The organism is Paenibacillus sp. FSL R5-0345 (genome assembly GCF_000758585.1).
In the GTDB taxonomy this organism is placed as follows: Bacteria; Bacillota; Bacilli; order Paenibacillales; family Paenibacillaceae; genus Paenibacillus_AQ.
The window spans coordinates 1,333,758-1,353,851 of the sequence record NZ_CP009281.1; the positions used below are offsets into that span (position 1 = coordinate 1,333,758).

23 protein-coding genes and 1 pseudogene are annotated in these 20,094 nt (G+C 44.0%); 22 read left to right on the plus strand and 2 right to left on the minus strand.

All coding sequences use genetic code 11. The features are described 5' to 3' along the window. The first annotated feature begins 18 nt into the window (after positions 1 to 18). The 13 genes and pseudogenes from R50345_RS31595 (at position 19) to R50345_RS06005 (ending at position 10,608) form a co-directional block, all read left to right on the plus strand. Positions 19 to 159 carry a hypothetical protein gene (locus R50345_RS31595; protein ID WP_197069753.1) on the plus strand — a complete coding sequence of 47 codons (141 nt, stop codon included), beginning with the start codon at positions 19 to 21 and terminating at the stop codon, positions 157 to 159. Then, positions 137 to 1,021, plus strand: coding sequence for an N-acetylmuramoyl-L-alanine amidase family protein (locus tag R50345_RS30155; RefSeq protein ID WP_197069754.1), 885 nt, complete (start codon positions 137 to 139; stop codon positions 1,019 to 1,021). The genes R50345_RS31595 and R50345_RS30155 overlap by 23 nt, the downstream gene beginning before the upstream one ends. Further along, entirely contained in the window at positions 1,018 to 1,380 is a 363-nt protein-coding gene (locus R50345_RS05955; protein WP_042131913.1) for a phage holin, read from the plus strand. Before R50345_RS30155 ends, R50345_RS05955 begins: the two co-directional genes overlap by 4 nt. Then, complete coding sequence (locus R50345_RS30160) at positions 1,380 to 2,042, plus strand: S1C family serine protease (protein WP_052414491.1); 663 nt, start codon at positions 1,380 to 1,382, stop codon at positions 2,040 to 2,042. Before R50345_RS05955 ends, R50345_RS30160 begins: the two co-directional genes overlap by 1 nt. A 55-nt stretch (positions 2,043 to 2,097) precedes the next feature. Beyond that, positions 2,098 to 2,466, plus strand: a pseudogene (locus R50345_RS05965) (CpaF family protein); the annotation flags it as partial. Between the two features lie 31 nt (positions 2,467 to 2,497). After that, positions 2,498 to 3,292, plus strand: a complete 795-nt coding sequence (locus R50345_RS05970) for a type II secretion system F family protein (protein ID WP_197069796.1) — start codon at positions 2,498 to 2,500, stop codon at positions 3,290 to 3,292. A gap of 10 nt (positions 3,293 to 3,302) precedes the next feature. Then, positions 3,303 to 4,178: a type II secretion system F family protein gene (locus R50345_RS05975; RefSeq protein WP_042124891.1), complete on the plus strand. Its 876-nt coding sequence runs from the start codon at positions 3,303 to 3,305 to the stop codon at positions 4,176 to 4,178. Positions 4,179 to 4,191: 13 nt separating this feature from the next. Then, the gene (locus R50345_RS05980; RefSeq protein ID WP_042124893.1) at positions 4,192 to 4,380 is read left to right on the plus strand and encodes a Flp1 family type IVb pilin; all 189 of its coding nucleotides are present in this window, start codon (positions 4,192 to 4,194) and stop codon (positions 4,378 to 4,380) included. Next, complete coding sequence (locus R50345_RS05985; RefSeq protein ID WP_052414492.1) at positions 4,377 to 5,051, plus strand: TadE family protein; 675 nt, start codon at positions 4,377 to 4,379, stop codon at positions 5,049 to 5,051. Before R50345_RS05980 ends, R50345_RS05985 begins: the two co-directional genes overlap by 4 nt. 59 nt (positions 5,052 to 5,110) lie before the next feature. Further along, positions 5,111 to 7,378, plus strand: coding sequence for a hypothetical protein (locus R50345_RS05990; protein ID WP_052414493.1), 2,268 nt, complete (start codon positions 5,111 to 5,113; stop codon positions 7,376 to 7,378). 18 nt (positions 7,379 to 7,396) lie between these two features. After that, positions 7,397 to 8,389, plus strand: a complete 993-nt coding sequence (locus R50345_RS05995; protein WP_042124898.1) for a TadE/TadG family type IV pilus assembly protein — start codon at positions 7,397 to 7,399, stop codon at positions 8,387 to 8,389. Positions 8,390 to 8,418: 29 nt separating this feature from the next. Continuing rightward, the gene (locus tag R50345_RS06000) at positions 8,419 to 8,928 is read left to right on the plus strand and encodes an A24 family peptidase (protein ID WP_042124900.1); all 510 of its coding nucleotides are present in this window, start codon (positions 8,419 to 8,421) and stop codon (positions 8,926 to 8,928) included. Positions 8,929 to 8,946: 18 nt separating this feature from the next. Next, positions 8,947 to 10,608, plus strand: a complete 1,662-nt coding sequence (locus R50345_RS06005) for a DUF6382 and FHA domain-containing protein (RefSeq protein ID WP_042124901.1) — start codon at positions 8,947 to 8,949, stop codon at positions 10,606 to 10,608. Between the two features lie 24 nt (positions 10,609 to 10,632). Here R50345_RS06005 and R50345_RS06010 read toward each other — a convergent pair whose 3' ends face one another. Beyond that, positions 10,633 to 11,538 carry a TIGR01777 family oxidoreductase gene (locus tag R50345_RS06010; protein ID WP_042124902.1) on the minus strand — a complete coding sequence of 302 codons (906 nt, stop codon included), beginning with the start codon at positions 11,536 to 11,538 and terminating at the stop codon, positions 10,633 to 10,635. Between the two features lie 40 nt (positions 11,539 to 11,578). Beyond that, positions 11,579 to 12,043, minus strand: a complete 465-nt coding sequence (locus R50345_RS06015; RefSeq protein WP_042124904.1) for a DUF2621 domain-containing protein — start codon at positions 12,041 to 12,043, stop codon at positions 11,579 to 11,581. 172 nt (positions 12,044 to 12,215) lie between these two features. On the opposite strand from R50345_RS06015, the gene R50345_RS06020 reads away from it, so the two are divergent. From R50345_RS06020 to R50345_RS31165, 9 genes are all read left to right on the plus strand, one after another. Continuing rightward, on the plus strand, positions 12,216 to 13,325 hold the full coding sequence (locus tag R50345_RS06020; RefSeq protein ID WP_042124905.1) for a deoxyribonuclease IV: 1,110 nt from the start codon (positions 12,216 to 12,218) through the stop codon (positions 13,323 to 13,325). Positions 13,326 to 13,389: 64 nt separating this feature from the next. Further along, positions 13,390 to 14,289: a formyltetrahydrofolate deformylase gene (purU, locus tag R50345_RS06025; protein WP_042124906.1), complete on the plus strand. Its 900-nt coding sequence runs from the start codon at positions 13,390 to 13,392 to the stop codon at positions 14,287 to 14,289. A 179-nt stretch (positions 14,290 to 14,468) separates the two neighbouring features. Then, a complete protein-coding gene (locus R50345_RS06030) occupies positions 14,469 to 15,212 on the plus strand; it encodes an SAF domain-containing protein (protein WP_042124907.1) in 744 nt (247 codons plus the stop codon). Between the two features lie 12 nt (positions 15,213 to 15,224). Beyond that, positions 15,225 to 16,289: a CpaE/TadZ family protein gene (locus R50345_RS06035; RefSeq protein WP_042124908.1), complete on the plus strand. Its 1,065-nt coding sequence runs from the start codon at positions 15,225 to 15,227 to the stop codon at positions 16,287 to 16,289. After that, positions 16,286 to 17,731: a P-loop NTPase family protein gene (locus R50345_RS06040; RefSeq protein ID WP_042124909.1), complete on the plus strand. Its 1,446-nt coding sequence runs from the start codon at positions 16,286 to 16,288 to the stop codon at positions 17,729 to 17,731. Before R50345_RS06035 ends, R50345_RS06040 begins: the two co-directional genes overlap by 4 nt. Positions 17,732 to 17,743: 12 nt before the next feature. Beyond that, on the plus strand, positions 17,744 to 18,793 hold the full coding sequence (locus R50345_RS06045) for a hypothetical protein (RefSeq protein WP_042124910.1): 1,050 nt from the start codon (positions 17,744 to 17,746) through the stop codon (positions 18,791 to 18,793). A gap of 11 nt (positions 18,794 to 18,804) precedes the next feature. Continuing rightward, positions 18,805 to 19,674 (plus strand): hypothetical protein, encoded by an 870-nt coding sequence (locus R50345_RS06050; protein ID WP_042124912.1) that lies wholly within the window; start codon positions 18,805 to 18,807, stop codon positions 19,672 to 19,674. A 110-nt stretch (positions 19,675 to 19,784) separates the two neighbouring features. Continuing rightward, a complete protein-coding gene (locus R50345_RS31160) occupies positions 19,785 to 19,940 on the plus strand; it encodes a hypothetical protein (RefSeq protein WP_156114735.1) in 156 nt (51 codons plus the stop codon). A 7-nt stretch (positions 19,941 to 19,947) separates the two neighbouring features. After that, on the plus strand, positions 19,948 to 20,091 hold the full coding sequence (locus tag R50345_RS31165; RefSeq protein WP_156113062.1) for a hypothetical protein: 144 nt from the start codon (positions 19,948 to 19,950) through the stop codon (positions 20,089 to 20,091). Positions 20,092 to 20,094 lie beyond the last annotated feature (3 nt).

Below are 20,094 nucleotides of genomic sequence, written 5' to 3' on the forward strand. Positions count from 1 at the left end.
ATTTTTAGGTGGGCGAAAATGGCAACCGACGAAGCAGTATGGTGCTATGAAACGATTAAAGCGAGTGGATCAGAAGAACTTAACTATATCGTCGACATCGTTACAGGAGGACACAGACCTGGGGAGGCAATTAAAGATGAAGAAAAAGGTAGTAATTAACGCAGGTCATGGTGGTAAAGATGGTGGCGCTATTGGATATTCAAAGAAGCTTGAAAAGGATTTCAACCTATCCGTAGCACTTAAAGTAGAAGAAAAACTTATTAATAATCCTGAAATCGAGGTTAATCTAACTCGCCGTACAGACATATTCGTGGAACTTCTCGACATTTCCAAACATGCCAACGACTTTGGCGCAGATTGTTTCGTATCTATTCACGCTAATAGTGGTGCATTGTCCATGACTAGCGGTACAGAGACACTTTACACTAATCCGATAAGCAAATCTTTTGCAGAGCTTATGCACCCGTTAATCCTTGCGGTAACCGGTGGTAAGGATCGCAAAGTAAAGTACCAAAACCTTTCGGTATGTCGGAATACTAAAATGCCAGCTATCTTATTGGAACCGGAATTTATCAGCAATCCCAAAGCTGAAGCAATGTTATTCGATCCTTCGTTCCAAGATAAGTTCGCTGACGCTATCGCGCGTGGAATCTGCTTATTCTTAGGTGTCGAATACTCAACTACAGCACCAACGAATCCTGTGGTCCCACCAATTACAACTCCTTCAGGTACGTATCCAGTTGAAATATTAATAGGTGAAGTCAAAATACCAGGACTAATCATAGACAGTCGCGCATGGGTCCCAGCTAAAGAGTTGTTCAGTAGAATTAGATCAACGTGGTCATTCGTAGGTAAATCCATTCAGATCAACGGCGTTCCAGTAGAGACGAAAATAATTAACAACATAGGCTACATAAAGACAATTGACGTTCAAAACGTTGGGCTTGGTAAAGTATTCCTTGATCCTGACGCTGTTAATACCAAACGAGTCTATATCTATCCTACGGAGGTGGCACAATGAACGACGTATGGGAAGCCGTGCAGCCGCAAGTAACTACGGTTATTATCTCAATTGTTGGGATACTAGCGACTGTCGTTCTTGGAATGCTGGCTTTGTTACAGACCAGAGTTAAACTGTGGCTGGACTCTAAAACGTCCGTGGCACAGAGAGAGATGATTCACAAGATAGCAGCTGAAGCTTATGCATACGCAGAAAAAGAGTACAAGAATCAAAACAGCGCAAGTAACCTTAAACTAAACGCTGCTTTCTCTTATACGTCAGACAGGCTCGGCAAGGCGGGTATCAAGGTAACACCGGAGGAAATCAAGGGAGCCATTGAAAAAGCAGTACAAGACTATAAGATAAAGCAGGTGAGTTAATGAAGAAAATATTTATTATCATCATTTCCACGTTGCTATTCTCTTCTCCGGTTTATGCCTACAATTACAATGAACCGCATAATGAAGTGTTACAAGCTCAACTCGAAACGGCTCGTAGTAAGACCTTGCACGTGGTAGCACTAACTGAAAAGATATTCCAAGGAACCACAATAGTGTTTGGAACTGGAGCACTGTTGGATGGAGGATATATCCTTACAAACGAACACGTCATTGCAGGAAGTACCAGCATTGTAGTGAACACATATGACAAACAAAGATATGATGCTGAGTTGATCGCATCGGATTACATTAAAGATTTAGCATTACTAAAAATAAATACTGACACTAAGGGATTTGTCCTCGCGGATGAATCCCTTTTGTATGTCGGAATGCCTATTATGAGCATCGGAAACCCACAAGGATTAGCTATGTGGTCTTACAGTGAAGGAACGTTACTTAATCTAATCCAGCGTTGCAAATGGGTAACAGGTGAATCGTACAATCTAATGGGTGATAATCAGGTATTAGGTGGCAATAGCGGAGGGCCATTATTAAACAGCAAAGGTGAACTTATTGGAATTGTCCGTGGAACTGCTCCAGATCGGTCATTTTCTATTACACTGAAGGATATCAAAGAATTCATGACTAAGAGCCTTCCTTAACTGGGAGGCTCATTTTTCTATGCTGTGGATAACTTATGAATACCACAATAACTAAGATAGGAGCTTGTCCTCAGGACATAGTAACAGCGCGCACGATATGGTCAGTCGACTGGAGACGATGGTGCTAAGTGCTGCGGATCTGCCGGTAACGGTTGTACGTCAGCAGATCGCATCGGCGATTGATATTTTCGTACATTTGTCCAGGCTCCGTGATCGCACTAGGCGAGTGATGGAGATTAGTGAGGTTGGGGGCCTAAAAGATGGAGAAGTGGTCTTGAACCCTCTATATGAATTTCAAGAGTCCGGTGAGCGAGAGGGACGGGTACAAGGGGGGCTAGTTTCTAGTGGAAACCCGCTTATACATACAGCAAAGCTTAGAATGGCTGGTGTAACCTCCTACCCGTTATCACAGTATGGATTCTGAATTCTAAAAGGGGGAAGAGGCAGTGCTTAAGATTAAGTTTGCTGCTGAAAAGTCTAAGGAAGCTGATTCCGGAGGCCATTCATTATTGCCGGATTATACGGTTTACGAGTTGACTTTGGTACAGAAAATTCTGGCAATCGCAGTAGGCAGTTTGCTGCTGTTTGTAGTGGGATATCTTTTTTATCATCATTGGATACTGTCTTTACTACTTATGCCAGGTGGGGTGTATGCACCTCGTATACTGCGTAATTATTTGCTGAAAAGACGCCGGAGTATGCTTAATTTACAGTTTAAACAGACGTTATTTTCATTGTCTTCCTCGCTCTCAGCAGGGCGCTCGGTCGAGAATGCTTTCCGGGAAGCAGTGCAGGATTTACGTATGCTCGACCCGGAGGGAGGCGGCGATATGATCTCGGAGCTAAATATTATCTGTACGCGCATGGAATACGGTCAGCCAGTGGAAGAAGCACTACGGGATTTCAGTGAAAGAGCTGGAATGGAAGATATCGAGCGATTTGCTGACGTGTTCTCTGTATGTAAACGTACTGGTGGTGATCTTGTAGAAGTAGTACGGCGTACATCCACGATTATCGGAGAGAAGCTAGATATTCAGCAGGATATTGCTGTAAGCATTGCACAGAAGAAGTTCGAGGCTAAAGCACTGCTGATATCCCCACTGATCATGGTGATCTTTATGAGTTTAACTGCAGGAGACTATATGGAGCCTATGTATACGGGAGCGGGTATAGCCATATCGACACTAGCGCTTATTGCGTTGTTCTTATGTTATCTCTGGACTACTAAAATAATGGACATTCCGCTGTGAAGGGGATGAAATCATGCGATGGCTATGTGCAGTATTCACTATATTTTTACTTGTTGTCTGGGCTCTGTTACGAATTAAATGCGGAAAAAGATATGCCGGGTTAAGGAGGCTTCCCATGGACGGTTTACGACTTCGGAAGCTGGGTGAACCGCTGCTGCTGCTCATTGAGAAGAGTGGCACCGCCAGCCGTTTTCCATCGTTGATGTTCAGGATTCAACGTTCCCTGCAGCGAAGTTATGGGATGCGTTACAGTGCAGAACGGACCTTGCTGTTCATGGGTGAGATGCTTAGCTACAGTTGGTTGTTGCTTGTGGGTGGAAGCTTGATCACAGGGTTTAGCGGCGATCAGACAGGTCTGATTCTAGGCTTTTTCTTGGCGGTAGCTCTACCGGCTGTTATGGTCAGTGATTTACATAAAAAGGTGAGGGTGCGGGAGCAAAATATTATGCTCGAGCTACCAGAGCTTCTGAACAGTATTGTATTGCTGGTAGGAGCAGGTGAGACTGTGCAGCGGGCGATTATCCGCTGTGTAGAGAGCCACCGAGGTGATGTTAATCATCCACTGTATAAGGAGCTTAGGATTATGACCAGTGAATGGGAAGGAGGGTATTCTTTTCAGCAGGCATTCGAGAATTTTAGCAAGAGATGCGCAGTGCAGGAGGTATCCTTGTTCACGACGACGGTTCTTCTGAATTACCGCAGGGGTGGAGCGGATTTTGTGTTATCGCTACGCGACCTATCGCGAATGCTGTGGGATAAACGGAAAGCTATCAGTCGAACGCGAGGGGAGCAGGCTTCCTCTAAGCTAGTCTTTCCGATGGTAGTTATCTTTTTAATAGTAATTGTACTGGTGGGAACACCAGCATTCATGATGTTAAAAATGTAGGAGGATGAAACGAATGATGACGACAATGGTGAGTACTGCAAAGAGCTTTTGGAAGGACGAGGAAGGTCTGGGGACGCTGGAGATGATTCTGATCATTGCTGTGTTGATTGCGGTTGTTTTGGTATTTCGTGAGGAGATTGTAAAAGTAGTTAAAGATCTGATTAGCACTGCGGGTGAAAAGAGCCAGGACGTATTCGAGTGAGCAAGCTTAAGGAAGATCGAGGCAGCTTTACTATTGAAGCCTCACTTCTGCTGCCATTGGTCATGTGTATTACGATGCTTCTATTGTTCTTCTGCTTGTATAGCTATCAGAAATCCATGCTGATACAAGTGGCCTCAGGAGCCACAGAGCGTGCGGCTTACAATTGGGGTAACAGTCATAAAGAGGTTTCTGGATCCTACGCTATTGGTGAATATGACTCCCTCTATTGGAGGATTGGTGACGACGCGTTGCTATCTTCATTATTCGGCGGAGAAGCTGGAAGTGGCGGTGTAACCATAGAGTTACCTGGTGAAGTGTCAGATGAAAGTGATTTGCCCGTACTTAAACTCAGGCATTCCTCCACTATGGTTCCGTATAATATGCCGGGAAATATGAACTATGTATACAGCCTTACCGGACGGAAAGTAAGTGCTGAGTTAAATCGCCTACTAAACCTACCCGTACTTGATGAGATTCTTTCTGATGAGGCAAAACCAAATGTGAAAGCTCAATCTATCATCGCTGAACCTGTTGAGTTTATTCGTACAGTCGACTTGATGCGATACTTCGGGGCAAAGTTCAAGGGAGGCTCAGAGGGGAGTGGTGGATCTGGAGTCCATATGGAGAAGAAGGATGCATCTACAATGATGACCAAGCTTCAGGATAAGTGATATTTCTTTGCCCGTGGATCTAATATTCATTGAAAGCAGGGATAAGGAGGGAGGTTTTGATGAGGAGTATTTTTACTAGTTGCCTCGCTAGCGGAAAGAATCGAAAGAGAAAGATGCAGGGGCAGCACGAGGGAAAAACAGAAGGCTCGGTCTCGATTTTCCTAATCATGGTATTGGCTTTCGTCTTTTTATTTACAGCAGTGCTGATTGATTATGCGCGCATTGCTGCATTCAATGTTCAAGAGGAACGTCTAGCGAGGGCTAGCGTCCGCTCTGTAATGTCATCCTACGATGTTGAGCTGCGAGAGAAGTATGGTTTGTTCGCATTCGGAGAGAGTGACGGGGATATTCTGCTCTCTAAAGTACTCAATGATAATCTGCATAAAAGTGGTCGGAGTGATGCTTTCAATCTAATCCCCTTTGCGCTGGAATCCTCATCCTTGGAATGGAGCCGACCATTGGGTAGCTATGAAGTTGCTCGTCGACAAATACTGGAAGAAATGAAATATAAGGCCCCGATAGATTTCGCGTTAGAGCTGGCAGGTAAATTTAAACCAATGTCAGGAGTAATGGAAGAGGCTTCACGCGCTACTACTTTGCTCAGTAAGCTGCAGCCGTTATATGACGAGCGAGAAGAGGCTTTGGATCTTATGTTAGGGCGGAGAAGCCAGGCTGCGGAGAGTGGAAGAAGGCTACTTCAATGGATTATGAATCCGCCGGGAGAGTCCATTTCAGCCAGTTCGCTCGGAAGTATGCAATCGGCCGCGGATATTTCAGCACAGTATAGCGACTACCTTGGGAAGTACTACGATGATCTTTATCGTGATAGTAAAAAGCCTGCAAAGTACACTTATCAATTGTCACTCTATCAGAGTCGAACTACTGAGATGTTATCGCGGCTTCCTGCCTTATTAACAGCTTTTCGTGAAGATCATGAAAGATCAATGGAGGGAGCGAAAGAAGCGTTAAAGAAGGCGCAGCAATTGAATGACGAGATGAGAAATGTATTGGAACAGTCGCGAATGGAGGGTGGGGATCTATCAAATGATCCTGCTAATAATTGGGATATTCCGGCGAGCTCAGGAGAGATAAGCTCAGACCCGCTTAAAAAGCTGCGTGAACAGGAAGATGCACTGATTCTCACCTCAACTGATTTAAGTCAGATGGAGAATAATATATCCACGCAGCAAAGTGCTTTCGAGACCATTGAACCAATCGTAACAGGAATGTCAGGTGTGCTGTATGAAGCTTTGAGTGACAATGGGGACTCCTACCGAATGATATCTTCTGTTCTTGAAGCTACACGTGTGGTGAAAAACTATGTACAGTATTACGGCGAGAAGGGGAATGTTATCGCTAATGATGTGGCTTTAATTGAACAGCACCGTAGCTCAGATAAAGAGCGTAAACAATTGGAGAGAGAAGCTAAATCGAAGCTGGGTGAAGCGAAAGCGTTGCTCGATAAGATTCGAATGATGGGTAACGGAGTGACAGATTCTCTGAAAGACTATCAAACACTTCGCCAATATTATGAAGAGAATATTGCTTTTAATGAGGAAATAGTATCGGATCCACTGGTTAAATCAGAAGTTAGCTCAAACATTTATGCTGCTGGGAGTTCGGCGATGGAGGATATGGACGGGATCTATGCAGCGATGGGTGGCATTATGGCAGGAGCTAGAGATAAACTTTTCCAAACGGAGTATTCTGCCCTCTATTTTCAGCATTTTGACGTTTCCAAGTTAGCTACATTGGCACAAGGTTCTGTAGAGGATACAGATAAGCTTAAAGAACAGCTTAATCCTCAAGCACAAGAGCTGGAATACATTCTATATGGATTTTATAATCCTGCAGGCAATGTAGCCGCGGCTTATGCTGAAATATTCGCTATGCGGTTGTCTATTCGAACGATGGAAGGTTTTATTGAGAAGGCAAGCTTAGGAAATCCATTGGCTGTTCTCGCTGCGGCGCTGTTGTATGGAATCCAGCAAGCTATTCAAGATATGTTACTACTTTGTGAGAAAGATTCCATTCCTCTATCCAAATACTTACCAGCCCAGCTGACTTATCGCGATCATTTGCGTCTGTTTATGATGATGCATGGAGGCGGGAATGTTCAGTTATCTCGGATGCTGGCTCTAATTCGTCTCAACACAGGAATAAATACAGAGGAAAGAAGCACTTATGTATCCTCGAATATTAAGCTCAAAATGCGGTTATGGTTTCTGCCAGGTGTAGTGAAGCTTTTGGATTATAGCGCTGGGTATTCAGGAAAAGTTCAAGGAAGAACATATATGAGAGAAGTAAAGATTGATTTTTCATATTAGCAGGAGGTTGGCAAGGATATGAGGGACGAGTACCGGATTAGGGGGAGGACTAAGGAAGAAGGTAGCATGGTAGTAGAGGCGGCGATGGTACTTCCGTTTTTCTTACTGTTTGTTCTGTTCCTAATTTCTATCGTACAGATGACTTTGTATTCGACAGCCTTACAAAGTACAGCATCCGATACTGTGAAATCTATTTCAACGCATATGTACCCTGCGGCTTTGGCGGTGCAGAAATGGGGGGCAACAAGCGAAGCGGACGCTGATGCAGTGAAGGGGGGCACGGATCTATCCGCTGGCAATCCAGCTGAATCGAATTGGACAATACCTCGCTTGTCTCTTACAGATTGGGGCAGCAGTTACGCAATGGCATTACCCAAGCCGCTGAATGAGTGGGTCATGTCGGCTTTAGAGAAGGGTGAGGGACCGCTGCAGAAGCTACAGGCGGAGACCTCTGAGAGTGTACTGGACCTGGCGATTAAACCCTTATTGAAGCCGTATCTGTCATCAGACTTACTGGATTATGATCGAATTCATGTATCTAACATTATCGTGCCTGAATTAAAGAGGAGTACTCGACCTTACTTTGGATTGGTGGTTAGCTATGAGCTGCCAATGAAAGTACCCTTTCTAAACCAAAGCATTGTACTAGAGGCAAGTGCTGTTGAACGTCTTTGGATCGGAGATACAGGTGAAGGTATAAATAAGGGCGATGACGGCACTAGTAAACCAGAGGATTTCATTGCGATTTTGGAAAAACCGAATCCAGCTGTAGCTAATAAGCAAGGCAAAGTTCGTGCCAAAATTCCGCCAAATGCTTCCGCTAGCTTATCCGTCTTTTATAAAAGCGGAGGAAGCACTGCCAAGTATTTAGGCTGGAAACAAGCGGACGCGGATGGATATATCGAGTGGGAGTGGAAAATTGGTGTGAATACTACTCCGGGTACTTGGCCATTTGTAATACAGCTTGATGACGGAAGATCTATTGAGGTTATGTTCACAGTAGTGAAATGAATGAAGAGGAAAGGAAAGGAGTGTAATCCATGGCGGAGTGGGCGTTTTGGGGGTGTTTTCCGTTTCTGGCAGCTGCATTTATTACAGATATTAAGTCGATGAGAATACCGAACTGGATTACAGTGTCAGGTTTGCTTGCCGGTCTGCTTGCTCAAGTGCTGATGAACGGCTGGGATGGACTCCTGAAGGCTGGTGTGGGTGCTGTAGCAGGATTTTCAGTGCTTCTGATCATGCATTTGATAGGGGCGGTTGGCGCGGGGGATGTTAAGCTTTTTGCCGGGATCGGCGCTTGGACAGGAATGCTGTTTACATTGCAGGTCGTGGTGTACTCCGTATTATTTGGAGCTTTAATAGGCTGGATAATTGTCTTAATGAGACGGGAAACAGGGAGGCGTACGCGTAAGATCATTAACACAATTTCAGGATTTATATTATTGAAAAGTTCATTCCTATTTAAAAATAAAGATAGTGAGCTGTTGAGATTTCCTTTCATGCTGGCTGTAGTCCCTGGTACCATATGCGCTTATCTTTATTTTTAAAATAGGAGGTGGTGATGCTTGTTGTACGGATTAACCCGTGACTTTATACAGCAGGACGGTATATATATGATGCTTGGAGAACCAGAAGGAATGCCGGTGAGTAAGCTTAATATGGTTCAGGCTCGTATGCTGATGAACACCGACATTCCTCATCATTTAAGGTTATTACTTAGGGAAATCGATTTGAAGGTTACTATGGAATACGCTGTTCTGCGTAAAAAAATGCTCAGTCATTTGCTCAAAAGTGAGAAGCTAAGCATGACCTCATTTTTTGGTTTACTACTGCAAATTGCACAAGGGATGGAGGATGGCAGGTTATATATGCTGCGAGCGGAACAATATGCTTTGCATGGAGATTATATTTTTATTGAAGGCTCGTTGCATAGTGGTAAGGTATACCTAACCTATATTCCTATTCAGGGAAATGAGCCTAGTTCTAGGCTGGGAGAATCGCTCAAGTCGCTGATCATGGTGCTAATGGCTTCTATTACAGAGCTTACTGGCAGTGGTGTTCAAAGAGTATTGCATTACTGTGGGGAAGAAGAATTTACACCAGCAGGCCTCAAGGGTCTTCTCTCAGAGCTTTTGACAGAGGGGGATTCTAGAAGTAGAGAAATCAGCAATAACGAAATAATGGCATCTATTCCTCCAAAGATGACAGAAGCAAGTCTGATAGAACCAGAAAGACGAATGCAAGAGAGAGTAAGGGAACTGTTTGTGAATGAGGTAACTGCTCCTCAGAAAAAAATAAGTGAGCGGAATGAGGAAAAGATTCTGAATACGCAACAGAACGCCGCTCCTTGGTTGAATAGCTATTCCAGTTCCAGTCTTAGGTTGAAAGAAGAGGAGAAGTCGCTTCGATCTCTAGAGGATGATAATTTGATAAATTCACAAACCTCAAGCTCAAGAACTTATTTAATTCTAGGGTGCCTATTAGGAGATGCTTTATTATGGAAATTCCTATATCTAAATAGTCCAAAGCCGTTGTGGCTAGCCGTTTGTGGGATTGCAACGATCGCATTGTTTGTATTGAGTTGGATGGTATGGAGCGGAAGGATAAGGTTTGGAAGTAATGAACAAAAGGATCATACGAATGAGGACCCTGAAGATACAAACTGGAGTTCGAGTCGAAGAGAATTGGAGTGGAATTTCGGTAGAAATCCTGTGACAACTACGCGTCCCGCAGCAAAGATTCCAAAGGTAGATCAGTATACATCGGATCCTCTATCAAGCGTTCCAACTGCACGAGCTGAATCCAGGATAGAGGAACATAGTTTTGTAACACCACCAGAGCCAATAGCTCCAACTGCTTTATTATCACGAGAGGAGACACCTGAGCAGGGCAAACGAAATCACAAGCCAGCTCGAAATGTTCCTTATCTCAAAAGAAATGATGAGGATGAGGCAGAGGCGGAGACCATTGTGTTAAACCGAACTAGCTTTATTATCGGCCGCTCGGCAGAAGTAGCTCAGTACGTGGAGAGATCCGAAGGAGCTTCAAGAGTGCATGCTGAAATATCTAGGAGCCCAGGCGGATACGTGCTAAAGGATCTCGACTCCAGAAATGGAACACTCTTTCAAGGCGAAGCCATGATCCCTTATAAAGAGTACCCGCTGTCAGAGGGGACCGTATTTAAGATTGTAAAAGGAAGTTACACATTCCACATGGATGAAGCTTAGGATTACAAGTGAATGATGATTCTGCTATTTTTGGCTTTTCAGATCTTCTAAAGCAGCTTGAAGAGTGGGGAATGTAAAGCTAAAACCCTGTTCTAATGCCGCCGCTGGAAGGACGCGTTGCCCTTTGAGCAAGATCTCGGACAATTCACCAACTGCTGTTTTTAATAAGAAGGCAGGTAGTGGAAACCAATGTGGCCGTTTATACACTTTCCCGATCGTTCTCCCAAACTCTTCGTTTGTAACTGGATGTGGAGCAGTCGCATTAACGGGTCCGGAAATGGCGGGATTCTGAATACAATAATCGATCAGACGAACGATATCTGTCAGGTGAATCCAGGGGACCCACTGGCTTCCTGTGCCAATGTTACCGCCAAAGCCCAGTAAGTAGGGTAGCTTCATTTTTGGGAAGGCACCACTTTCATTGCCAAGTACAACACCGGTACGTAACTTGATTAGACGGATATCTTGGTATGCTTTATCAGAAGCTTCTTCCCAGGTATGAACCACTTCAGAGGGGAAGTCCATAACATGGGCTGGTGATGATTCACTAAAGGTATCTTGTAAAGAAGTTCCGTAAATAGCTACAGCGGACGCCTGAATGACTACAGACGGTTTGTGCTTCAAACTGTCGAGTAGCTTAGCAGCAGCGGAAACGGTTGCAAGACGAGATTGCATAATTGCTTTTTTGCCGCTTGGGCTCCAACGCTGGCTAAGAGAAGCTCCAGCAAGATTAGCCAAGGCATCTGCATTCTCTAGGGGGGCATGATCAGCTTTAAGGGTGTCCCATGTGTGGTAACTCAGTTTAGGATGATATGGCGCAGCTTTAGGTAGATTGCGACCGACGATGGCGACTTCATTTCCTGCTTGCAGCCAGTATTTTGTTAGTTCACTGCCAATAAAACCGGTGCCGCCACATATTACATATTTCATAAGGTTGGCCTCCGTTCTGAACACGACATTCGATAAACAATCACTTAAATAAATGCTGGTAAGCAGAGTAATCGATTTTGTTCTTTTCGAGAAAATTGACGAGGAAACGATTGTCACGCCGCGGTGTGGCGACTATGTAACCTTTAATGCAGTGATCACGAGTAACCTCTTTCGCATTGCTTTCCACTGCGATTTTTCCGATCTCAGCAGCAATAGAATGTTTGGCGATATCGCGAAACGGACTAGGCACAGGTTGAACAAGCTGGTCTAAAAAAGCTTTGGATTCATCACTCCAGAGTGATCGGCTGCGTTCTACCCAGTAATTTTGCCAGTCCAGCTTAGATTTTCCATCGGCTTTCGGCAATACCTTTAGGAATTTTCGGAACATAAAAAAACCGCCGATACACATGGAACCCAGCAGCATAAATGTCCAGAAAGCGATAGAGTTCATGAACCAATTGCTCGGTGTTGCGGATAATAAACCAAGTCCTGATTGGATAGACATGCATACACCACCTTTTGGCAATGAGTATTCTCACATAATTTAATCTCATATTAAAGTATAGCTTATTTCCAAAGTTTTGCGAAGCAGAACCCAGCATATTGACCTTATCTAGATTTATTTTTCTGATCACGGTAGAATAGGGGGTAATTCGTGAAGGAAAGAGGGAAGAAGTATGCTGAAAATAGGTTCACATGTGTCTTGCTCGGACAAGGGTCTTTTGACCGCAGCAAATGAAGCAAATGAGTATGGTTCCAGCTCATTTATGATATATACAGGAGCGCCGCAGAACACGCGCCGCAAGCCGATTGATGCCATGTATCCCGTTGAAGGGAAGCAAGCAATGAAAGAAAATGGTGTGGAGGAGATTGTCGTCCACGCACCTTACATTATTAATCTCGCTTCCTATAAAGAGAATACGTATCAGTTGGCCGTTGATTTCTTACAAGAAGAAATTCGCCGTACGCATGCGCTTGAGGTCAAGCATATCGTATTACATCCAGGTGCTTTCACTGATAAGGACGCTGAATATGGTATCCAGCGGATTGCAGACGGCCTTAATGAGGTTCTTGGGGGAACCAATGAAACGGAAGTTCATATCGCCCTAGAAACTATGGCTGGCAAGGGAACAGAGATCGGACGCAGCTTTGAGGAGATTGCTTCGATCATTGCTAAGGTTGAACATAACGAGCGTTTGTCCGTATGTCTTGATACTTGTCACATTCATGATGCTGGCTATGACATCGTTAATGATTTGGATGGCGTTCTTAACCAGTTTGATGAGATTATCGGCTTGAATCGTCTTGGGGTCATCCACATCAATGACAGCAAAAATCCATGTGGAGCAGGTAAAGACCGTCATACTCCAATTGGATCGGGTTGGATCGGTTTTGATACGATTAACAAAATTGTCCATCATGAGAAATTGGCAGGGCTGTCTTTCATTTTGGAAACACCATGGGTGGGTAAGGATGCTAAGAAACAGCGTCCGATGTATGAGGTAGAGATCGCTTTGCTCCGTGGTAACGTAGCTGAACGATTTGGACCGGAGTTTATAGAAGATGTTGAAACACTCCGCGAGTTTTTTGCTAAGAAGGAGATCGATTCCCGTCAGTATGTGCTTAATGTCTGGGAGTTGCTGAAGAACGATGCCAAGGCTAAAAAAGCTGATCCGCGTGAACCGCTGGAGCGTCTATATGACGAAGTCATCGCTGCCGAGCTGTTCCCTGCGCTGAGCGAGGAAGCAATTAATCATCGCTTGATTGCATGGTTAGCAGGCAAGTAAGTGCTCGTTCATGCATAAGCTAGACTTCAGATTGCACATGTAGATGAGAGGATGGGATGGGATCATGGAATTACACGTAAAAAGAAACAATTCGTCAGGTGCCGAATCATATTCCAACCGGGCGCGTATGCTCATTTCCTGTCCTGATGGACCGGGAATCGTGGCGGCAGTATCACACTTTCTGTATCAGCATGGTGCGAATATTGTGCAATCGGATCAGTACACAATGGATCCAGATGGCGGAATGTTCTTTATGAGAGTTGAGTTTGACCTTCCTGAATTAGGAGATCGTCTGGAAGAGATACGATCTTTGTTCGGCGGAGTGGCTGAACGTTTCAAGATGAACTGGAAAATATTCAATGTTCGTCATAAGAAAAGATTAGCCATATTTGTCTCTAAAGAAGACCATTGTCTTGTGGAACTTCTCTGGCAGTGGCAAGCTGGCGATCTAGAAGCCGACATCGCTCTCGTTGTTAGTAACCATTTGGATATGAAATCGTATGTCGAGTCCTTCGGCATACCTTTCCACCATATTCCAGTTACAGCGGATACTAAGGCTGAGGCGGAAAAACGTCAGCTTGAAGTCATCGGAGACGACATTGATGTTATAATCCTGGCTCGTTACATGCAGATTATCTCACCGTCGTTTATTGAGCACTATCGTCACCAGATTATTAATATTCATCACTCCTTCCTGCCAGCCTTTATTGGTGGTAATCCTTACGCCCAAGCGTATCAACGCGGGGTGAAGATTATCGGAGCAACTGCTCACTATGTTACAGAAGAGCTTGATGGTGGCCCGATTATTGAACAGGATGTACAGCGGGTTAGCCACAGTGATGATGTCATCGAGCTGAAGCGGATTGGACGCACCATTGAACGGGTTGTTCTGGCTCGTGCAGTGAAGTGGCATATCGAAGACCGGATCCTCGTCCATCAAAATAAGACTGTAGTGTTTAAATAGAAAGGTTATTTTCTGGTGAAAGCCTATGGTGTGAACCTGAGCGCTTTTTACCGGAACCCTATAATCTAATAGTTCTCTAAATCTCTACAGGTAAAAAAGCATTTTACCAGCAGCTTGGCTATTTACGCCAAGTTGCTTTTTGTCGTTCTCAAAATCGTGTTTTTAAGGAGGTGGAAGGTTTGGCTTTACAGCGTGGGCAACTGCTAAAACGCAACTATTTCTTCGCAAGCCTCATTTTGATTACTGGAGTCGGCGGACTGCTGGGGTATGATCTTTATTTCAAGCCCTACGTGCTCTCCCGAACCGTGGTCAAAATAAAGGTGGAAGGCGGGGAGTTTCTTCCCAAAAACTATGAGCTGAAAGCAAGTGATGTGTATCTGGACTCTGTTCAGACCAAAGATATACCTTCCGGCGTAATAACTGAAATCGAACAGGTAGAGCACAAGATTACGAACGTAAATCTGACTAACGGAAGTATTTTGACAGCGTCGCTAGTGGATGTTAGTGATTTAGAGCCGCTGGAGGATGAAGGGATTTTTCCTATACCAAAGGAGGCTATCTATGCCATTAATGGTTCTTTGCGAAGCCGGGATAAGGTAGATATTTATCTAGTTGAAGGTGACAAAGAGAAGCAGAGTGAATCGGTTAGTCCGAATGTCAACAAGGACGGGGAAGAGCCGATTGGGCAAATTCCACTTAGTGAACCCGTCAAGGAGGTGTTTTTATCTGGAGTCACCGTGAACTATGTGCGAACTGAAGATAATAACGATGTGCTAGATTCAGAAAAGGGCAACAACAATAATCGATTCACTTCGACTGGCAAGGTGGCCACACCGGAACTGAAGCTGAAGAAAAGCGATGGACAACGGCTAGGACATTTTTTGGAGCAGGGGAAAAAGCTGTGGATCGTACGGGTCGAGTAGGAGGGAAGAGTCTTGAAAATTTTTAGTCTAGGCATAGATCAGTTAACGATTAATGATATCAAAAATGCGGGATTTATAGTAATCACACAAAGTGTACTTCCTGATCCATCTCATGTAGAGAACCATATGCTAATGGTTACTAGTGACCAGATTAAAGCTCAGTCACTTAGCGAACTGCGCCGGAATTATCCAAGTTCAACGATCCTATATGTATATTTGCAAAAGGGAATAAGTGGTTACCAAGCTGTACATATGCTCTGTGAAAGCTTAGGTATCTATTTCATCCCTCCTCGTTCTACCTCGTCAGTGGTGATAGAGAAAATTCGTTTTATTTTAGACGAGGATGGGGAGGAGCGGGGCAATCTGGTTGGATTTTTTGGCTCAGGTCCGGGAATTGGTTGTACAAGTGTAGCCAAACTATTCGCAAGGCGGATTGCTGCGTCAGGTCTCCGTGTTATTGTCCTTGGGCTTGATTTATATGATCCCGGACATGATCGTAAAGCGACCATCAGTCTTGATAGGCTTCGGTCAAGGCTTACAGGGAAAATGATACATGATGAGGATTTTGAACAATTCATTAAGCAAGATGGTTATATGTATCTTCCAGGCAATTACGATTACTTGAGCGCACAAGACTATCAGGAGGATGAGATTGAATATTTTTTGGCTAGGGCTGGAGCGAATGCGGATGTGGTTATTGCTGACTTTGGCTCAATTCCGGAAAGCGCTGCATGGTATGTTGGAATGCACAAATCGGCACTACGCATGATCGTCACTCATCCGAAGCATGAATACAGACTTGAACCTCTACTAGAGCTTGCGGGGCATATGGATCTACGTCCACATGATTTTCAACTGATTATTAACCGCAGCAATGTAGAAGAAATATCTTCACCTAAAAATCTTGCGCTTCGCTTTGGGACTGAAATCTTACTGGAGCTACCGTATTACCAGCCCTTGCAGGAGAGCTTGCCGTTAGGGAAAAAGGAACTGCAGTATGTAGATGATAAGGTACATTCTCTGCTAGTGTCGATGGGGCTAGCACCAGAAGCTAAAAAGAAAGGTATATTCCTATGAACGGAAATCAAACGAAGCGTCCGTTGTTCTCTCTGAAACAAAGCATTCTGCGCTTGAGTAAACCGGGTAAGGAAGACTTTTATACATTTTTGCAAAAAATGAAAAATGATATGAACCAAGGGCTGGAGCGTGAGGATGATGCCTACTTCGAGCTAAATGCGAAGGCACTAATTGGCGATCCGCAGGCAGTTAGCTTTTTTATGAATGGGATAGAAAAGTATTTACGGAAGACTCCATTTACGGGCAAGGTTCCAGAAGCATACCGGACGGTGGCAGAAGCGCTCTATCATGAGTGGAAGGGCTTTGGACCGGCATATCGTTGGTTTACTGATCGTGCATACAGTGAGTCAACGGGGCTCCAGATGATTGGAAAGCAAATTTTTTATAATCATAAAGGTGAGTTTGTAGCTTATCCGTACGAGATGCCTTCTCTAGATCGGGTGGAGCAGTTAAAGCGTTCTTTATTAAAAAGTGATCCCAACAAAAAGCTGAACAAGGACAACCCTTCGGTGGAGTTCAAAATGGATGATCCGCTCTGGCCCGGTCGATTTATCCGACTTGCCATTTGGGTATCCCCGAGAGTATGGGATGGATTCACCACCATATCACTGCGGCGGCAGGTTGTAGAGTTCCTGAGTCTAGAAGATCAAGCAGGTACGGAATGTATTCCAGCGGAAGCGGTTGAAATGATTCGGGCGTTATCATCCACTTTTCGCAATACCATAATTGCGGGTGCTGTTGGATCAGGAAAAACAACCTTTGCAAATACGATCGTCGGCGAGCAACTGCTTGGATCCTCGTCTTGTATGGGTGTGGTGATGATAGAGAAGCATCCGGAGTCGATTTTACCTTATCAGATTAAAGGGCATCGAATTATTCCGATACAAGCTGCAAACGAGGAATTAATGGAGGTGGGGGTAGAGTCACTGCGGCATGACCCAAACATTTTGTATATGACAGAAATGCGGTATAACGAATGGGAATTTTACCTGTGGAGTGGGGAGAAGGGATATGACGGTATCACCGGAACCTTCCACACCGTGGATTCGGAGGACATTCCTTATCAAGGCGCTTTTGCCGTGTCGACAAGAATTGGCGGGAGTCTTAAGGGACATTTAATCTCTGCACTGAAATCATGCGAGCTAGTTTTTATTTTGGAGAGTGTTCCAAATGGGAAGAAGCGGCTGACGCGAATATCGGAAGTCTTTTATGAAGAGGAAAAGAACTCTGTATTTGCGAATGATCTGATGCGCTGGGAGCCTCAGAATATGAGTTGGTCTTATAATGACAAGCTGACGAAGAGCTTGATTCTGAAGATGTCTAAGAAAAATGAGCAGGCGACACAGTTGCTTCAGAAAGAGCTAGGACGACTTGCAACCGCAAAGTCAATGGATCAGCCAATTAAGGAAAGCTTGAAATCTAAGATCATTCTTAACGAGTAAGGGGGTGAAACTGTGGATCTATTATTGTATATTTTTCGTTTTATCCTCCATTTATTGATTGTGTGGGGAATGTGGCTGCTCATTAAACCACTAATTGAACGGCATTTATGGCAGGTGAGTCAGAAAGTAGATTTTCGGATCAAATATAAGATGAGTATTTTTGGTAAAAGGGTTAGCTCAGTAAAAAAAAGGCTGTGGCTTTACCGTCATCTAGATAATTCTCTGTATTTTGTACATCAAAACTATGAGCCGGGTGTAAGTGTTATGCGTTTTGTCGGGCGTACAGTAATAGTATTTATTGCGGTTTTTCTATCAGGACTACTGACGATCAGTGAGCTTCCTGGGCGACTTAGTTTTAACAATCCGTTTTTGGATGGAATCACCTTTAATGAAGGACAGTCGATCCAAGAGGCTTGGAGATTTCCGTTTTTTATGGCTGTGATTTCTGCGATGATTCCTTATTTTCGTATGAGATACATCTACGCACAGAGGAAGGTGCACGGAAGCTACGATCTACTTGATGTAGTCAAGATCTCTACCAAATTCACTCATTTGTCGGTAGATTCCATTCTTGATCGGACAGCTGATTTTCTTACGGATAAGAATGTGCTGAAAGGTCCATTGAAGCTGCTAGGGGCTGCATTTTCTAATTACAGTAATGAGAAGGAGCTTGCCCAGGAAGCCGGAAGGTTTTCCGGTGCGATTGGCACTACTTTCGCTTTGGAGTTTATATCGGATCTGCTCTATGCCGAGAAGGAAGGAAGCCGTTATTTAAAAAGCTCGCTGATGCTATTAAACCGTTCTATGGAGCAACAGAGGGATACGATTTTGACTGTAAAAGCGGGCAGTAGAGATGCGATCAGCCTTGGCTTATACGGGAATCTATTGGTGCTAGTATCTACGGTTGGAACCTTTATGTATATGCTGAAGCCTGATGTCTATTTCCAATTGCAGTTTGAGACTACAGTAGGGCTTTCCTTTTTAATGGTGATCATTTCCGGTCTTTTTATTTCTTTTGTGATCAGTACTATTCTCGCCAGACCTAAACTGGACTACCACTAAGGTGATGAGCTATGGACAGATTGTTACTATTAGTTACTGTAATCGGGATTGTATATGTCGCATTACTTGTCTTTGTAAGCAGCAGTAGTAAACAGGAGAGATATCTTGTTCGATTAGGACTACGGTGGAATAAGCTTGGGGAACGGGTGCAGGGGGATAGACTTCAGCAATTATTGAATGACTCTGGTCTATCGATTTCAGCTCGTAAAATTACGCTTTTCCGTTATTCAGCAGCGCTGATTTATTTAATAACTCAAGTCATCAGCGATTTTATACGCTCCGACACCTTTTCGATCTATGATCCTCTAATTGCTCTACTTATTCTCGTAATCAGCAGTCCGATGCGCTATCTTCCGTTTGGCTGGGTACTTGCATGGCTTCATCAAAAGACGGTTATTAAAAAAGACGGTGAGCTCATCTCTTTCATTCGTCTATACGAGAATAATCGGCTACGCAAGCGTGGATATGCACAATTTGGCACTTTTTGCGGGAGTACGGCTGGACATTTTCAATATATACGTCAGGACTTGTACGAGTTGTCAGAACGAGCAGTAGATGAGGGTGTGGAGGGGGCGATTGAATGGTTTTGTGCCAAGTTTCCGGATGACCATAGTTTTATTAATGACATTCGTTCCATTCTGCTGGCTACTGAGGGGATGGACGACGACACAGAAGCTGCTAATTATTTACGTGAGCAAGGGAAGATCATCTCCAAAATCTCCAGTGATCAGTATTTAAAAAAATGGTCTTTTATCGGTGATTTATCGACGATTATTAACGTTATCCCATCGATTGCTACTTTTTTGATGATCGTCGCGATGGCGATGCAGTACATTTTGCTGATCAAAGGGAATTTTAATGGGGTCGGCATGTTCCAGTGAAAAATTGTATATTCAATATTATTTAAAAAATATAAAATAAAAGGGAGATTTTAACAATTAAAAAAGATGCTATTTCTACTGGTTTGTTTATCGCTATCGGATTTTTGTGCGTGGCCATCGTAATCGCGATTTTAGTTCCTTTGGTGCAAGATGTAATTAATGATACGGATGATAATAGACCGGATATCCCGGGTGTAACCTTAATTCAGCCGTTGGATTCCAGCCAAACTGCAGTTGCTTGGGTCTTAACCCACACTTCGGTTTAACTCAATTATGAAAAAAGACTCGATCTCCATAGCAATGTTTCTAGCCATTGGTTTTGTCATCGCAGGGATGTTCATTACGGTAGCCACGCATATCATTGGCAGCAGTCAGGACGATATTATCACACATACTAAGCAAGTAGAGCAATATTAGGAG

Bases quoted from the DNA above. Each gene is read 5' to 3' on its own strand.
- R50345_RS30160 (WP_052414491.1), top strand. From the start codon at position 1,380: ATGAAGAAAATATTTATTATCATCATTTCCACGTTGCTATTCTCTTCT.
- R50345_RS31165 (WP_156113062.1), top strand. From the start codon at position 19,948: ATGAAAAAAGACTCGATCTCCATAGCAATGTTTCTAGCCATTGGTTTT.
- R50345_RS06015 (WP_042124904.1), bottom strand. From the start codon at position 12,043: ATGTCTATCCAATCAGGACTTGGTTTATTATCCGCAACACCGAGCAAT.
- R50345_RS30155 (WP_197069754.1), top strand. From the start codon at position 137: ATGAAGAAAAAGGTAGTAATTAACGCAGGTCATGGTGGTAAAGATGGT.
- R50345_RS06000 (WP_042124900.1), top strand. From the start codon at position 8,419: ATGGCGGAGTGGGCGTTTTGGGGGTGTTTTCCGTTTCTGGCAGCTGCA.
- R50345_RS05990 (WP_052414493.1), top strand. From the start codon at position 5,111: ATGAGGAGTATTTTTACTAGTTGCCTCGCTAGCGGAAAGAATCGAAAG.
- purU (WP_042124906.1), top strand. From the start codon at position 13,390: ATGGAATTACACGTAAAAAGAAACAATTCGTCAGGTGCCGAATCATAT.
- R50345_RS06040 (WP_042124909.1), top strand. From the start codon at position 16,286: ATGAACGGAAATCAAACGAAGCGTCCGTTGTTCTCTCTGAAACAAAGC.
- R50345_RS05980 (WP_042124893.1), top strand. From the start codon at position 4,192: ATGATGACGACAATGGTGAGTACTGCAAAGAGCTTTTGGAAGGACGAG.
- R50345_RS05995 (WP_042124898.1), top strand. From the start codon at position 7,397: ATGAGGGACGAGTACCGGATTAGGGGGAGGACTAAGGAAGAAGGTAGC.
- R50345_RS06020 (WP_042124905.1), top strand. From the start codon at position 12,216: ATGCTGAAAATAGGTTCACATGTGTCTTGCTCGGACAAGGGTCTTTTG.
- R50345_RS31595 (WP_197069753.1), top strand. From the start codon at position 19: ATGGCAACCGACGAAGCAGTATGGTGCTATGAAACGATTAAAGCGAGT.
- R50345_RS06050 (WP_042124912.1), top strand. From the start codon at position 18,805: ATGGACAGATTGTTACTATTAGTTACTGTAATCGGGATTGTATATGTC.
- R50345_RS05955 (WP_042131913.1), top strand. From the start codon at position 1,018: ATGAACGACGTATGGGAAGCCGTGCAGCCGCAAGTAACTACGGTTATT.
- R50345_RS06010 (WP_042124902.1), bottom strand. From the start codon at position 11,538: ATGAAATATGTAATATGTGGCGGCACCGGTTTTATTGGCAGTGAACTA.